This is a genomic window from Clostridium sp. HMP27, from assembly GCF_000765165.1.
Lineage (GTDB): Bacteria > Bacillota > Clostridia > Clostridiales > Clostridiaceae > Clostridium_AK.
This window is the reverse complement of record NZ_JMFY01000002.1, coordinates 50,927-64,739: the sequence shown is the minus strand read 5'-3', so window position 1 is coordinate 64,739 and position 13,813 is coordinate 50,927. Positions and strand designations below refer to the sequence as shown.

At 29.6% G+C, this 13,813-nt stretch carries 20 protein-coding genes; all 20 read right to left on the bottom strand.

Features of this window, described 5'->3' with window-relative positions; all coding sequences use genetic code 11:
- Window positions 1-110 precede the first annotated feature (110 nt).
- The 20 genes from DP68_RS01670 to DP68_RS01565 all read right to left on the bottom strand — a co-directional run bounded on the left by DP68_RS01670 (window position 111) and on the right by DP68_RS01565 (window position 13,667).
- The gene (locus tag DP68_RS01670) at window positions 111-635 is read right to left on the bottom strand and encodes a VanZ family protein (protein ID WP_035305178.1); all 525 of its coding nucleotides are present in this window, start codon (window positions 633-635) and stop codon (window positions 111-113) included.
- Between the two features lie 108 nt (window positions 636-743).
- A complete protein-coding gene (gene vanS / locus DP68_RS01665) occupies window positions 744-1,877 on the bottom strand; it encodes a vancomycin resistance histidine kinase VanS (protein ID WP_035305174.1) in 1,134 nt (377 codons plus the stop codon).
- Window positions 1,867-2,565 (bottom strand): VanR-ABDEGLN family response regulator transcription factor, encoded by a 699-nt coding sequence (gene vanR / locus DP68_RS01660; RefSeq protein WP_035305171.1) that lies wholly within the window; start codon window positions 2,563-2,565, stop codon window positions 1,867-1,869. Before vanR ends, vanS begins: the two co-directional genes overlap by 11 nt.
- An 89-nt stretch (window positions 2,566-2,654) precedes the next feature.
- Window positions 2,655-3,215 (bottom strand): DUF1697 domain-containing protein, encoded by a 561-nt coding sequence (locus DP68_RS01655; RefSeq protein ID WP_035305167.1) that lies wholly within the window; start codon window positions 3,213-3,215, stop codon window positions 2,655-2,657.
- 147 nt (window positions 3,216-3,362) lie between these two features.
- Window positions 3,363-3,623, bottom strand: coding sequence for a TfoX/Sxy family protein (locus tag DP68_RS01650; RefSeq protein ID WP_035305164.1), 261 nt, complete (start codon window positions 3,621-3,623; stop codon window positions 3,363-3,365).
- Window positions 3,624-3,795: 172 nt separating this feature from the next.
- Window positions 3,796-4,347, bottom strand: coding sequence for a GNAT family N-acetyltransferase (locus DP68_RS01645; protein ID WP_035305162.1), 552 nt, complete (start codon window positions 4,345-4,347; stop codon window positions 3,796-3,798).
- A 135-nt stretch (window positions 4,348-4,482) separates the two neighbouring features.
- The gene (locus DP68_RS01640) at window positions 4,483-4,743 is read right to left on the bottom strand and encodes a hypothetical protein (protein WP_035305612.1); all 261 of its coding nucleotides are present in this window, start codon (window positions 4,741-4,743) and stop codon (window positions 4,483-4,485) included.
- Between the two features lie 183 nt (window positions 4,744-4,926).
- The gene (locus DP68_RS01635) at window positions 4,927-5,337 is read right to left on the bottom strand and encodes a peptide deformylase (RefSeq protein WP_035305159.1); all 411 of its coding nucleotides are present in this window, start codon (window positions 5,335-5,337) and stop codon (window positions 4,927-4,929) included.
- Window positions 5,338-5,443: 106 nt separating this feature from the next.
- Window positions 5,444-5,857: a DUF4275 family protein gene (locus tag DP68_RS01630; RefSeq protein ID WP_035305157.1), complete on the bottom strand. Its 414-nt coding sequence runs from the start codon at window positions 5,855-5,857 to the stop codon at window positions 5,444-5,446.
- 254 nt (window positions 5,858-6,111) lie between these two features.
- Window positions 6,112-6,357 (bottom strand): hypothetical protein, encoded by a 246-nt coding sequence (locus DP68_RS01625; protein WP_035305155.1) that lies wholly within the window; start codon window positions 6,355-6,357, stop codon window positions 6,112-6,114.
- Window positions 6,358-7,449: 1,092 nt separating this feature from the next.
- Window positions 7,450-7,989, bottom strand: coding sequence for a hypothetical protein (locus DP68_RS01610; protein WP_035305148.1), 540 nt, complete (start codon window positions 7,987-7,989; stop codon window positions 7,450-7,452).
- Window positions 7,990-8,116: 127 nt separating this feature from the next.
- Window positions 8,117-8,548 (bottom strand): hypothetical protein, encoded by a 432-nt coding sequence (locus tag DP68_RS01605; protein ID WP_035305145.1) that lies wholly within the window; start codon window positions 8,546-8,548, stop codon window positions 8,117-8,119.
- Between the two features lie 109 nt (window positions 8,549-8,657).
- Window positions 8,658-9,329 (bottom strand): DUF2625 family protein, encoded by a 672-nt coding sequence (locus tag DP68_RS01600; RefSeq protein WP_035305142.1) that lies wholly within the window; start codon window positions 9,327-9,329, stop codon window positions 8,658-8,660.
- 200 nt (window positions 9,330-9,529) lie between these two features.
- On the bottom strand, window positions 9,530-9,829 hold the full coding sequence (locus tag DP68_RS01595) for a hypothetical protein (RefSeq protein ID WP_291546853.1): 300 nt from the start codon (window positions 9,827-9,829) through the stop codon (window positions 9,530-9,532).
- A gap of 606 nt (window positions 9,830-10,435) precedes the next feature.
- Window positions 10,436-10,585, bottom strand: coding sequence for a hypothetical protein (locus DP68_RS19415; protein WP_291546851.1), 150 nt, complete (start codon window positions 10,583-10,585; stop codon window positions 10,436-10,438).
- Window positions 10,586-10,857: 272 nt separating this feature from the next.
- Window positions 10,858-11,331 (bottom strand): NUDIX hydrolase, encoded by a 474-nt coding sequence (locus DP68_RS01585; protein WP_035305137.1) that lies wholly within the window; start codon window positions 11,329-11,331, stop codon window positions 10,858-10,860.
- A gap of 87 nt (window positions 11,332-11,418) precedes the next feature.
- The gene (locus DP68_RS01580; protein ID WP_035305133.1) at window positions 11,419-12,207 is read right to left on the bottom strand and encodes a hypothetical protein; all 789 of its coding nucleotides are present in this window, start codon (window positions 12,205-12,207) and stop codon (window positions 11,419-11,421) included.
- Window positions 12,208-12,353: 146 nt separating this feature from the next.
- The gene (locus DP68_RS01575) at window positions 12,354-12,665 is read right to left on the bottom strand and encodes a hypothetical protein (protein ID WP_035305130.1); all 312 of its coding nucleotides are present in this window, start codon (window positions 12,663-12,665) and stop codon (window positions 12,354-12,356) included.
- Window positions 12,666-12,875: 210 nt separating this feature from the next.
- Window positions 12,876-13,358: a hypothetical protein gene (locus DP68_RS18780; RefSeq protein WP_052085588.1), complete on the bottom strand. Its 483-nt coding sequence runs from the start codon at window positions 13,356-13,358 to the stop codon at window positions 12,876-12,878.
- Between the two features lie 66 nt (window positions 13,359-13,424).
- Complete coding sequence (locus tag DP68_RS01565) at window positions 13,425-13,667, bottom strand: hypothetical protein (protein WP_035305128.1); 243 nt, start codon at window positions 13,665-13,667, stop codon at window positions 13,425-13,427.
- Window positions 13,668-13,813 lie beyond the last annotated feature (146 nt).

The window sequence follows — 13,813 nt, the reverse complement described above, 5'->3', positions numbered from 1 at the left end:
AAGAAGAACTGCTTTTGAGGAATCCTTTAACACTTCTTCTTTAATCATATTTGTAGACATTTTTCTCATATCTGGGTAAACCATAATTCACAGTTTGAATAGAGTTGGATTTAAAATCTCATTCTCATCATAAATAAATAATATAATATACCAGGTAATCCCATCACAGATAGTATTGTGATTACATTATGTACTTTTTTCTCATTTCGCAATATAATCAATAAAAGCTTATACCCTAAAATACCAATCAGTCCACCCAGACAATTTAGAATTATATCATCAATGTCTGATGCTCCAATGCCTAAAATCCCCTGAATGATTTCAACAAACAAACTCACTATGAATATAAACAACAAATTGGTTATTACTCTTTTATCATTTTTGAATAATAACAAATATGCCCCAAGTGGAATAAAAATAACTATATTGCCAACCACGTTGCCAAAAGCAAATGCTCTTATATTCGCAGAACTACCAGATACATATTCCATTATACTATAAAAAGGAATGAGATTTATTGACCTATGCTCCAAATGCGAAATTCTTGATAAGAACAATATTTTAATTAATAAAAGTATGTAACAAATGAAAACACCATATAAAAAGACTGTTTTAATTCTCTCCCGTTTATTCATAATACCTCCATCTTTCATCTAATCTCTGCTTATTTTGCGCTGATATTATTTAAACACAGAATAAGGAGCTATATTGGAATTCTATCTTATGAATTTCTTAAGATTTTCTTATGACGGAAGCTTTACTGTAAATGTAGTATTTTCCGAGTTACTTTCCACAGAGATTGTTCCATGGTGAGCCGTGACAATTTCTTGTGCGATTGCCAAACCTAACCCTGCTCCACCGGTGTTTGTGGAACGTGCAGAATCTAATCGATAAAACTTTTCAAAAATAGTTTCAAGCTTTGCCTGCGGGATTGGATTTCCCTGATTCGTAAAAGTTATAACAATACCTTTCTCCTGCTGCTGAGCAGAAATGTCAATGACGCTGTTTTCATAGCTATAGGCTATGGCATTTTTCAAGATGTTATTGAACACACGAGCCAGTTTGTCTGCGTCTCCACACAAAGCGAGGTCGTCAGGCACATTTACGGACACCTGCTTTTCTTGCGGAGCCAGCATTGGATAAAATTCATCTGCAATCTGCTGGAGCATGAAAAGTAAATTGATTTTTTCTTTATCCAAAACAATAGTTTGAAGATTAAATCTTGTTATCTCAAAAAACTCATTTATAAGCTGCTCTAATCGATAAGCTTTCTCCAAGGTAATACCGATATACTTTGCCTTCTGCTCAGGAGGCATATCAGGAGCTTCATCAAGAAGACTTAAGTATCCTATAACAGAGGTCAGAGGTGTTTTTATATCATGCGCCAAATAAACTACCAAATCATTTTTGCGCTGCTCGGCCTCAAGTGCAGCTTTCTTTTGTTTTTCCAGGTTGTTTTTTATCTGATTAAGCTTGTTTTCTATAAAATCCAATTCTGGTGATAACGTAATTTCATCATCGGATTCCTCAGCAAGTCTATCCATTCCGCTACTTACTTCATCAAAATATTTTGTAAACCAAGAAATTGAAACCTTAAGTAAAACAACCAAGAATACCAGAATCACAATAAGTGTAATAGCTTCCATATTATTAAGAAATAGAAGATGAGAAATCATTACAGCATCTCTATCACGCATATGAAACGTATTTTTTAAAAATTGTACAATACTATCTCCAACACTGAAGTTTTCTTGAATGAAAAAACGCAGAAAGTAAACTGTTGCAGCTGTGGTAAAAATAATTAGGAGCATTCTGAAAAATATTTTTCTTTTTATTTTTGTATAATCATTCCTTCTTTTATCCATCTTACTTTTCAATTTTATAGCCAACTCCCCATACAGTTTTGATATATTTGGGATGCTCTGCACTGTCCTGCATTTTTTCTCTTAAATGCCGGATATGGACCATTACCGTATTGTTGCTGTTGGTAAAATACTTATCTTTCCATACCTCACGGAACAATTCTTCCGAACTTACCACCCGTCCGCGATTGGAGCAAAGAGCCCAAAGAATTGAAAACTCTGTAGGAGTGAGGGATAGCTTTTTTTCATTCAGAGTACATTCATGGGTATCCATGTCTAGTACCAAGCCAGAAAAGGCAATCAAATGTTCTTCCCGGTTTGGCTCTGAAGAATTATATTTGGTAAATCTACGGAGCTGTGCCTTTACACGGGCAACAAGTTCCAAAGGGCGAAACGGTTTAGTGATATAGTCGTCCGCACCTAATGTCAGTCCGGTAATCTTATCGATTTCTTCTTCTTTAGCTGTCAGCATGATTACGGGAAAATTATGTTTTTTCCTAATTTTCTGGCAGAGAGTAAAGCCATCAATATCCGGCAGCATGACATCTAGTATCGCAAGCTCTAACTGTTCCGACTCAACACACCTGAGCGCATCTTTACCGTTATAAAATTTGTATATTGTAAAACCTTCATTTTTTAAATAAACTTCAATTAGATCTGCTATGGACTGCTCATCGTCTACAACCATAATATTCATACTCATGAGTTCTATCCCTTCTTTCTGCTTATAAACAAAAACACCTACTATTATATTACCGTTAAACAAAAATTTATATAATAATACTTTTCTTTTTATATTTCCATAGCTTTTGCTAATTCATTAAGTTTGCTTAATGTTTTCCAATTACGCACAGTTATTGGTACATCTAATTTGTAAAGATTATTAGCAAGTTTTGAATTACGAATACTATGATGAAATAAAAGATATACCTCTCTTCCTATAACTTGATACTTATCACTTTCACTTCTGTAAACATCTAAGCACTCAACCTTCTCTTTTAAAGGAGTATGCTTCATTAACGCAGCATACAGAGTCTCTACTTCGGATAACGCCTCTGCTTCTATTAATTCATCCTTCGAGAATGGGCAATTCAAAATAATTTGTTCTAACTCAGTGGATGTCCTTAAAATAACTTTTACAGCAATCCCAAAGACAGCCTCAATCTCATGTTCAATTTTATTGCAAAGAGAATTCTCTACGTCATTTGATTTGAATAGAACATTTCCACTTTGAATATATGTTTTTACTTCACAAAGTCCAATTGATTCAAATACTCGTTTCAAATCTGCCATCTTAATTATATTTTTTCCACCTACGTTAATACCTCTTAACAATGCTATATAAACAGTCATATTGTAAACTCCCCTTTATATGAAAATAAATCGTAATATTATACAAAGTCGCCTTGATTATATGCAAAAAACAAGGCTAACTTTCTCACAGTTAGCCATAAAATCATTATTGAATTCTAACTTATCTTCCATTTAACCTTCAAATTCCTATTTGCCCTTATGCCAATTATAAAAGTCTTTTAGATTTGCTTTACGTTCCTGTGGTAACTCTATTTTCTTAACACCGTGAATTGCGCCTTCCAGTGCTAACAATCTGTGAATACATGCAGAAGCATCAATTTCTTGTATCTTCAGCCATGCCTGTTCTGCACCAATATCTTTTAATTCATCATAAGTAAATATACCTACTTTATTCAACTGACTTTCAACTTCTTTTCCGATATTAGGCAGATTTGATAATTCTCCCATAATAAAACTCCCTTTCAAAATAAGATCCCAAACAAAGCATTATGGTTCATATCCTAACTATAATCACATTTTACCAAATTCTTATTTTATATTCCATAGTTCTTCAGAATTAAGCAAGTTATATAAAATATACCTTAATGTATCCTTTTATGAAAAATATACATTATCTTTACTAAACCTTATCATTTAATAAAACCATATGTATATGATCTTCCCATTTCCCATTTATCTTTAAATATTTGTATGCTAATCCCTCGTTATAAAACCCTAACTTTTCAACCACCCTTAAAGAACGTTTATTCTTAGGCATGATATTTGCTTCGATTCTATGCAATCCAAATTCATTAAACATGATTTCAATACCCTTTTGAATTGCCTCAGTTATATATCCTTTATTTACTTCTTCCTTGTCCAATTTGTAACCAAGATGACAGGATAGAAATGCTCCTCTTACAATATTATTAAAACCAACAGAACCTATTATCCCATTATCATCATCTTTTTTGAAAACCCATAACCTAAAAGATCTTTTATTTTCAATATTAGATAACTCTTCACCCAATTGTTCTTCCTGATATTTATTTGTATAAAATTCTTCACGCTTCACTGCTTCCCACTCTTCTAAAAAAGACTTATTTCTCAAATAATAATCTATGACCAATTCCGCATAGGAATTGTCCAATATCTTTAATATAAGTCTTTCAGTTTCATATACTTTTTGCATTAAATTCCCTCCACAAATTACTATTTATATTCCTTAAATATTGTAATTAAGACGGAGTGTTTTAAAAAAATCATAAAAATTCTTAAAACCCAATTTTATTTTACCAGTAACATACTTCATCACCAATACGTCTATCTATTCAGCATCAAAATCAATAAAGTAATTTCTCTCTGATGTATGTATCGTGAGGGTTGCTAAATTAATATTGTCCTCTAAAATATCCACTCTGTATTCGAACATGATATCATCATCTTGCTTCTTCATGAATAAGTAACTTCCTTCTTCTTGATCCTCGGCCTCATCACTTATTTCAGCGTAGATTTCTTCGCCACTGACTTCTCCAGGATATCCTGACTTTCTTATCTTTTCCTCTATTGCTTTAAAAAACTTTTCCATTTTTTCGCTCTCTTTCTTTTTTTTAATACCTATTTCTCTTCTAATCAAGTATATATTATATTTCTAAATAACAGTACCCCTAATTATTATTAATTAATGATCAGAGGAAAACCTCACTTATCAAACTCACATGGTTCTCAATGACCTCTAGGTTAATAATTACTTCATATTTTAATTATTCAATTAGATTATTATACCTTCAAAATGATCCATTTCATGTTGAATTATTTGTGCTGTAAATCCAGTAAACACTTGCCTTTGCTTCTTAAAATTTCTATCAAGATACTCCACTTCTATCTTTTCATATCTCTTTGTTTTTCTAAAGCCAATTAAAGATAAACAACTCTCTTCAGTTTCATAAATCTTTTCTTTATTTAATATAACTGGATTTATCATAGGCACAATAAGGTTTCCTACAGCAAATACTAATATACGCTTTTTTACTCCAATCATATTACCAGCCAATCCAACACAATTCTCAAGGTTTGCTCTTAATGTATCTATTAAATCATCAATTACTACTATATCATTTTTAGTTGCATCTTCTGATTTTTGTCCTAAAAACAATATATCTTTTATAATTGGTCTTATCATAATTTATACCTCTTTTTCAATTATATCTTTTATAAATCATACTATATCATATATAAAATTAGCACGTCTAGTCCAAACACCAAGTTAGCAGTTCTCAACCACTTATTTAATTATTTATTCTGCAAAAATATGGCCCGCAATAATCTTCATGTGTGTGAACAAATGTCCAAGACATGTTATTATCAACTATATAAATATCATGTTCACTATTAAAATCTTCAGCCTTAATATCCTTTGAATTCGCTAACTTCAGAGCTTTGTCATCATTTTCATAGAACGCATAGCATTCCTCTTTCTTAATGTTATTAAACGCATCTATAGCGTCTTTTCCGCATAGGTGTTGAACCTTTTCATAACTAAATATATGCCATAGATATTGATCTAAGTATATCTTATGCTTTTGGGAATTATTCAAATCACCTGCAAACTTCTTTTCCCATTGTTTATGCAAGTGTTTCCCTATATTGTCCAAAGTCTCAACACGGACATTTCTTAATTCTAATTTATCCACCAAATCCATTCTCATCCCCTCAACCAAACATCACTCTATTAAGAAAGCATGATTTATTATTCATATTCTACTATTTTGTGCATACAAATATGTTCTCAAATCTCATTGAAAGTTCCTTCGATTATTCCATTCTTTCCAAAACTTGATATATCTATCTCGGTCAAAGTCATCGGCTGGAATATTCTTTGCTTCGCTCTTCTTATAAAACTCCTCTACTTTATCAACAAAGTTGAATACTGTTTTAATATAGTCATTAAGACAAATCATTTTTCAAAATCTGATATATTCCAATTCCATTTTGCATTAATAGTGTCCATAAATGTTCTAATTTGTTCTTCAGTTAAATTCTTTTCGCCAGTTAAAATATTACAATATGATTTTAGTTCCCAAGTTTCATCATAAGGCTTTTGAGGGGCTTTCCACTTTACACCAAATCTATAATCTGTTCCATCAATTCTAGCTTGTAAAGATAATATATCTCCATGAAGTATAAATTTACTCATCTCCATTCTACTTAAACCTCCAATAAAATCACTATAATAATGCACGATTAATCATCTAACTTGCTTCGTCATATATTACAATTGTTTATCATTAAAAAATGTAAACTACTTATAGTTAATAACTCATCTGAATTTCTCACTATATTTAGTGCTTAACTTCCAAAGTGCTTTAGTTGATACAACATTTCTGCTGCTTGTAAAAAAGATACTAAAATAATTTATAAATATATTTATCTTAAAACCTTTGATATTAATACAATCAAAAGCCCTATAATAATTCCGATATCCTTTGGAATACTGCTATCTTTTTTACCCTTTTTAATTACAGTTAATATTTTTCCTAGTATGATAAGAATAAGTGCTGTGCTAATAATTATTTTGCTAACAAAGGAATTGAAACCAGTTTCTGTAACAAAGACTATGGCTATAGGGATAAATACCAACAATGAAGCAATTATATACAATACGTAACTTAATCTGTTAGTGCTAATATTAACCTACTCCCTTCTATCAGATGCTTCTTTTATATAAAGTGCGGTAAAATAAATTGCTGTTACATATCAAAATTTTAATATCATGAATCAATTATCGCATTTTGTTAATCGCTATTTTTTTCAACTCCTAATTCTCCAAAAGTGAATAAAAAAGAAAGAATTATGGAATTGACAATCCTATCCGTTATTCTTAATTCACCTTTAATTAAGTAAATAAATAAAATATTTAAAAACCATAAAGTAAATGATCCAATAATAAATTTTATAAACACCTTTTTTATTGTACTCCATTTGGATTTTCTGATATTTAAAAATGCAGTAACTATAAAATATAATCCTACCAATAGCAGACATATTACATATCCCACTAGGAATTGAAGAATAAAAGGAAATTCTATATTCTTATAAACGATAAATAATACCATTACAGTCCATATTATAAATACAATATACATACACTTTTTTATATTATCCCACATATTTTGCCTACTTTCTTCTTTAGTAAATAGTTTAAACTTTATGAGCTCCTTCAGTATTTATAAATCATATCTTACTTTCTATATTTCAAGATATAAAGATTGTAAATTATATTGGCTCCTTAAAGTTAATTTAAATTGTAAACCCCAGTAAACTCTATTTTTTTATTACGTTCTTTTGCAAATTCTAAAACATATCTTAAATCTGAAAGAGAAAACCATGATACTGGAAATATTAAATATTTACTACTATACTTATTGCAATATTTCCTACGCTTGATGATTACATAAGATAAGGGATATTCTAAAGAAACTCGACCTATGCGTATTGAATCAATATCTGTTATTAAAATTTTACGTTTAATAAAAACTTTATTAATTTGAATTTCCTTTTCCTTGACTTCTAGTTTAATTCGTTTCAGAAAAAGAAATGTGATTGTAGTAATAAAATAGAGAGAAATTAAAATCAAAGATAAGTATATAACAATACTATAAAAGACCTCACTTATACTTAAATTATCTGTTAAATTCCCACTGCCACTTAAGTATCCTAGGTATGTACAAAATGCGATTATAAGTAAGCTTAAAATTGCGTAACTTGTATATTGTTTTGGATATATTATTCTAATTATTTTATTTGAATGTTTTAAGTTCTTATTTTTCTTCATATAAATCACCATTTTATGTTTAACTATTTTATTTATTCTATAAGAATTATTTTAGATTACCTCGAAATATTCCTCCATTTGTTTTACAGCATTTTTCAGCTTCTCAGTTATGAACTAAGAAGTAAGGTTATAATTTATATGTATTCTCAGTAATAAAATCCTTATAAAGAGAAGTAGAAAATGCTTCAATTGCAGTTTGGTCTGTTGGAAATGTAAAAGTTAAACTATACTCCATTGAATCTCCATATATTGTTCCTAATATTTTTATATGACCTGTTTTATCTAAATAAAATTGTATGTTAGAGCCATAACCAATATCATATAATTCAACTTTATTTAATTTAAAATTATATAACTCTCTTATTTCCTTAATAAAAGAAATAAAATCTTTAATGTTATATTCAAATTCAGCAGTACCTGCAAAATCTCCAGAAATTACTTTAACACTAAAAGATGTATTATAGGGATTTCCGTTATTGAAATCATCGTAGGAAACTCTAATATTACTAATAATTAGCTGCTCATGGGGGTTTCCTGTAGCAATAGAGTATTTCCTCAAATTTATCACCTCTCAAATCTTGCATTATACTGGTTTCATCAAATGTATTCTTACATCTTAGTATAAGAAGATTGTGTATTAGAACTTATTGAACCATTTTTGAAATAGTTTATTTAAACTTTTCTATAAATTCAAGATTTAACTCCCATTGTTCTCTTATAGGCACTATTCTTCTACTACTCAAAGAAATAGAACCCTGTTCTGACCATAAAGGAGGATAGAAGCTTAAGCCCTTATCGCAAGGAATTTTTGTAACATCTTTTGCCCAGTCATCCCATCTTAAACCTTCATAGAATGTTTTTAGATTATTATCTAAAATCCATCTGATAAAGTCAGTATATCCCATCGTCATGTCTTCCCACTCCAAAGTATCAGGAGCCAAGTAAAAGATATTACCTATTTCACCTTCAAATGCTCCGCCATTTATAGAAAAAAATCCTCCAATAATGTCATAAGCTACAATCATTGAATTTCTGACAGTTCTAATGATATATGAGCTTTTCATGCAATTCCAATAAAGCAAATCGCCGAAAATTTTTTCATTTCCTGCCCCAAGTATTTTTAGCCAGCCATAGTCTATCAAAATGCCACCTGTTTTATAGGCTATTGCTCCTAATGTTGATTTAGTTGTTACTTGTAAATTATAAAGAGTCTTTTCAGATTCTTCTTTAGAAGTATCAAGAATTTCATAATTAACAGGACTCGCCTTAAACCAAGATTGCAAAAGTTCCCATATTTTCTCACTTTCATAGACTAGTTCTTGTAATGTTTTTTTAGTCATATTTATATCTCCTAAAGCAAACTAATATGCTGCGCAGTAACTTAAGATAACGCAGATAATAAAATAATTTATAAATACATTAATCATTTAACGCTAGTAGTAATATTTATATCTTTAAATATTACATATCGCCATAAACCAAGGCCTGAATTAAAACAAAAAACTTTTGATTATGCCATCCAAAATCATCTTTAAATTTTCTACTCATATTTATTTTCTTTTTTCTCCCAGGAATCATTAATACTTTTTCTTGTAGCAACCCATCCTAAAGGAAGGTCAAATAATTGATTTAAAGTATCATCCAAATTAACTATCATTCCTAATGATACAATCATAGCATCTTCCACAGAAACATTATTACCATAGTGGAACTGCCAAGCACCATCCTCTTCATCGTGGTAAACATAGAGTATTGGCATACCTTCATTAACAACCTGCCTTGTCGTAAAAACAGCTGTATTTTTTACATCAGAAAATTCCCATTTCATATTTTCTTTCAAATCAAATGCTCCTTTTATATAAAGTTTGGCAAAATAAATTGCTCTTGCATCGAAAAATTATAATAATTTATCTGAAATTCAAATGAGATACTGTCATAATTAATACAATCAAACCAAAAATGGGGATAAAAATACAAATCATTGCATGTCCACCAATAAATTTTGCCTGAAAATGCCCTGGACAACGATAAGTATTAATAAACTTTTTCTTATAATAAATCCATCCGAGCTTATATGAAGGAATTAAGATTAGTAATCCTATTAGATACAATGATGAGAAGTCATATTCATTTGTAAGCCAATTTTTCATTCTAACATAATTTATTCTATAACATGCAACGGCAATGGGTATAAAAATAATACTCTCCCAATTTAACAAATGATCCAAGAAATCAACATTATTGTCTTGTAAGCAACATAAGTATCCAAATATAAATACGAATATAACAAAAATACCAAGTCCTATCATGCCCTCAACTGAGGACAATATTTATTGAATGGCCAAATCAAACCCTATACTCTCCTTAATTTGTTCTATCACTAAATCATCCTCCATATCCTTTATAAATGCTTCAATTACAGTTTGGTATGTGAAAAACGTAAACCTTAATAAGGATTGTTATAAAAATACACCCATATAGCAATAATCATAATCAATATAATTACTGAGGCTATTCCTAAAGGTTTATTTTTATTAATTATTCCATAGATTATGCCCATAATTGCAGATATTGCAAGGGCAATACCTAATGCCATACTCCACCACTCCTCTATTTTAACACTTGCACTTATTATTACTTTTTAAAAGAGTCGGATTTTAATTAATAAGTTCACACCTATTTACAATTCTTCATAATAAATAATTTACCGCTATCCGCCCTTTGATGAATCACATGCATTTTGTTTATCATTTTAACTTTCTTTTTTCTTTTCATTTCTTCTTCCTCTCACACATTTTCAAAAGTTCCCTGCATAGGACTTACTCAACATCTTTAATATAAGTCTTGAAGAATCTAAGATATTGCTTATTAATCCTTATTTATTATGTGGCTTGGGTTATTTGGTAATGATATTAGCTTTTCCTTTAAGAAACTTGGTCTTATATCTAAGCTGTTTAATTCATCAAAACTAAACCATTTATATATTAGCTTCTTATCTTCTATCCCATTAAAGGAATGATTCTGATTCAATAACCATGATTCCTTATCAAGATTCACAAGATATATCGTTGAAATCTCATGATACTGTTTGTCTCCATATCTAAAGAAATTTTCTACCATCCATAGTAGTCTATTTATCTCAATAACCTCGCCTAATTCTTCTTTGATTTCTCGTTTTATTGAACAATCTGATGGCTCTAGCATTTGTACTCTACCACCAACAAGCGCCCAAAAATCATCATCTTCTTTTCTATGCAATAATATTCTTTTGCCGTCAGATATAACCCCACATGTTCTATAATTAAAAACAGTACTGTCATTGTTATAGAAGGTAATGTCCATATGTTCTCCTCCTTTTTATCCAAAGTAATTTGATTCACATTAAATTACTGTTATTAAACAATATAAGAAAATTGCCACATAAAGTATCTATTTATTATTAAATAACTGATTTACTCTGCTTATGAAGCTCTTATCCAGGCCTTTAGCATAGTTATCAAAGTTTGTTTTGTTTACAGTTTTATTAATCCCTTGTGTTTTTAACTTCTTGTCTAAGTCAATCAATATATACTCAAAGCCTCTATCCTTATCCTCATGCATACTTCCTCCAAAAAGATTTACTGACTTTTTATCAGAAAATGTTACAGTATAGTATGGAGAGTAGGAACTTCTATTTTCTTTTTCTACCCCAACATCAACTCTTTTTATATCACTGTATTTATAAATTGTATCAGCTGGTTTTATTGGTGAGCTTAACTTTATGCTGTCACTGTACAAAATTGCATAACTAGTCATTCCGTAGTATAAGGCTATCAATAAAACTGGTATGTAGCAAACTTTTATTACTTTGAATATCTTTGAAATAATATTATCAAATGCTATAAGCTTATTTAGCAGACTAATAATAGTCTGCTCTTTTCTACTAAGTGTGTCAGTATCTACAGGTTCAGCTTCTTCTATTAGCTCTACCTGTACTTCTTTCCTTTTGAATAACTTTTCTTTTATTTTAATTACTGCATATATGATTAAAGTCATTATCATAAAAACAGGTATCATATTCGAATTATTGGATATGAAAAGTAAATAGTCTCCTCTACCAAACAAAAATATCTGTAATGGAAAGTAAGTAAATATTGTTCCAAGTGCCAATATTGTTGCAAATATAATTGTTCCTATAAAATAAAGGATACCAATGCCTATCACTTTTAATATTTTCATTTGTTGTCCTTCCTTTAAAAATTCTAAAATAAAAGTATATTGATATAATACAAAGCTATATTTTAAAATAGTGTTGAAAATATACATATTTTTTAAAAGTCATTTTGACTTTTCTTAATTCGTCTCTAATTACTGTTACTTAACTTTTAAATAAAAGTACGGAGATAAAGGTATATAACAAAGGAAATAACTCCTAAGATAATTCTTAGCATTCTACTTTTCTTGCTTATTGCCGTTTCAATAAATAATACAGCCGTCAATAAGATCCATATCCTTTCAATTAAAAATGCTCCCCAAAGTGTCATAATTGAAAATCCAAATATGGGAAGCACCAAAATTAATGATACTATGAAAAGTGCACCTAAATATAATAGTCTTGTCTTAAGGGAATATCGTTTATAATATGAAAATGCCAAGAAGCATATAGTAATTAACAACGGTATCCATTGAATAATCATCTGCAAATCCTCCACTTTATTAAATTCCTAATTATTTTTCTTATTTTTATATCATCTATGTATTTTATACGAAAACAGGTATGTAAAAAGTGAAAGCATTATTAAATCATAAATCCATTTTAACCCTCTCACATTTAAAGTTTGGACATTGCTGTAATTAATAAATCTATATCTCTTTAAGAGTTGGCACCTGAAAAAATATTGAGTGAATTACCATTTATTAATTTTATTGGATAAATCAATCAGAATGTCTTTTATAGCACTTCTTATAATAGGATTATGATGGTTTTCATATCTAATAAAAATTGGTATATACTTATGATTACAAGTATTGCCTAATGCATATAAGGCATACTCAAGTAATTCAGGTTCTGACTCCAACTCGTCTATCCTTGTAGCTAAATAATCTAATGATTTAGTTGCATAGTCTCCTAACAATTGGAGAATATCCTCTTTAACTTCCTTAATATTAGTCAAAAACAAATGATCTTGAAGAAGCATAATAATATCATCAAAATAAGGTAAATTATATCCATAATAAGGGTCGAGATATTTATCTAAACAAAATAATAAACTTCTTTTCTCTGCTTCACCTGTACCATTTAAAACTTTATTTATTGCTTCTATGCCACCCTTTACAATACAACTATGCTTATTTGTATATGTTACAAAATCAACCTTATCTTCGCTCACTCAGCACACCTCGCACAAATTTATGTTTCTTGTTCGTTTTATAAGAAGATAGCGAACTAAATATACTTAATCCCTCCATCTTTTTTGATTGTAAACTTTTGAACATTGTAAACAAAGACCATCTTCATCTACTTCAAGTGGTTTAAAATATTTTCGAATATTATATGCAGCAATAGAATATTCTTCTCCAATGTGTTCAGGCATTTCAGGTTTATGTCCTTTGCTATGGCATATAGGACACTCATTTATCCACTTTAATAATTCAGGATACATTTTCAAATAAAGTTCACTATCTTTTTTATGTTTCAATATTTATCCTCCAATCATCTCAGAAATTATTTCAATCCGTAAAATTTTACCATTACTTAAAAATCATACACTTATGATTAATAGATTTTATAACAAGATTACGTATTAACACTAACATTTTTCATTTATTTCAAAACTACTTATAA

Coding starts and splice junctions, on each gene's coding strand:
- DP68_RS01635 (WP_035305159.1), bottom strand. CDS start 5,337: ATGATAAGACCAATTATAAAAGATATATTGTTTTTAGGACAAAAATCA.
- DP68_RS01645 (WP_035305162.1), bottom strand. CDS start 4,347: ATGCAAAAAGTATATGAAACTGAAAGACTTATATTAAAGATATTGGAC.
- DP68_RS01600 (WP_035305142.1), bottom strand. CDS start 9,329: ATGACTAAAAAAACATTACAAGAACTAGTCTATGAAAGTGAGAAAATA.
- DP68_RS01580 (WP_035305133.1), bottom strand. CDS start 12,207: ATGAAAATATTAAAAGTGATAGGCATTGGTATCCTTTATTTTATAGGA.
- DP68_RS01640 (WP_035305612.1), bottom strand. CDS start 4,743: ATGGAAAAGTTTTTTAAAGCAATAGAGGAAAAGATAAGAAAGTCAGGA.
- DP68_RS01625 (WP_035305155.1), bottom strand. CDS start 6,357: ATGGAGATGAGTAAATTTATACTTCATGGAGATATATTATCTTTACAA.
- DP68_RS01585 (WP_035305137.1), bottom strand. CDS start 11,331: ATGGACATTACCTTCTATAACAATGACAGTACTGTTTTTAATTATAGA.
- DP68_RS01630 (WP_035305157.1), bottom strand. CDS start 5,857: ATGGATTTGGTGGATAAATTAGAATTAAGAAATGTCCGTGTTGAGACT.
- DP68_RS19415 (WP_291546851.1), bottom strand. CDS start 10,585: ATGGCATTAGGTATTGCCCTTGCAATATCTGCAATTATGGGCATAATC.
- DP68_RS01655 (WP_035305167.1), bottom strand. CDS start 3,215: ATGACTGTTTATATAGCATTGTTAAGAGGTATTAACGTAGGTGGAAAA.
- vanR (WP_035305171.1), bottom strand. CDS start 2,565: ATGAGTATGAATATTATGGTTGTAGACGATGAGCAGTCCATAGCAGAT.
- DP68_RS01650 (WP_035305164.1), bottom strand. CDS start 3,623: ATGGGAGAATTATCAAATCTGCCTAATATCGGAAAAGAAGTTGAAAGT.
- DP68_RS01575 (WP_035305130.1), bottom strand. CDS start 12,665: ATGATTATTCAATGGATACCGTTGTTAATTACTATATGCTTCTTGGCA.
- DP68_RS01670 (WP_035305178.1), bottom strand. CDS start 635: ATGAATAAACGGGAGAGAATTAAAACAGTCTTTTTATATGGTGTTTTC.
- DP68_RS01610 (WP_035305148.1), bottom strand. CDS start 7,989: ATGAAGAAAAATAAGAACTTAAAACATTCAAATAAAATAATTAGAATA.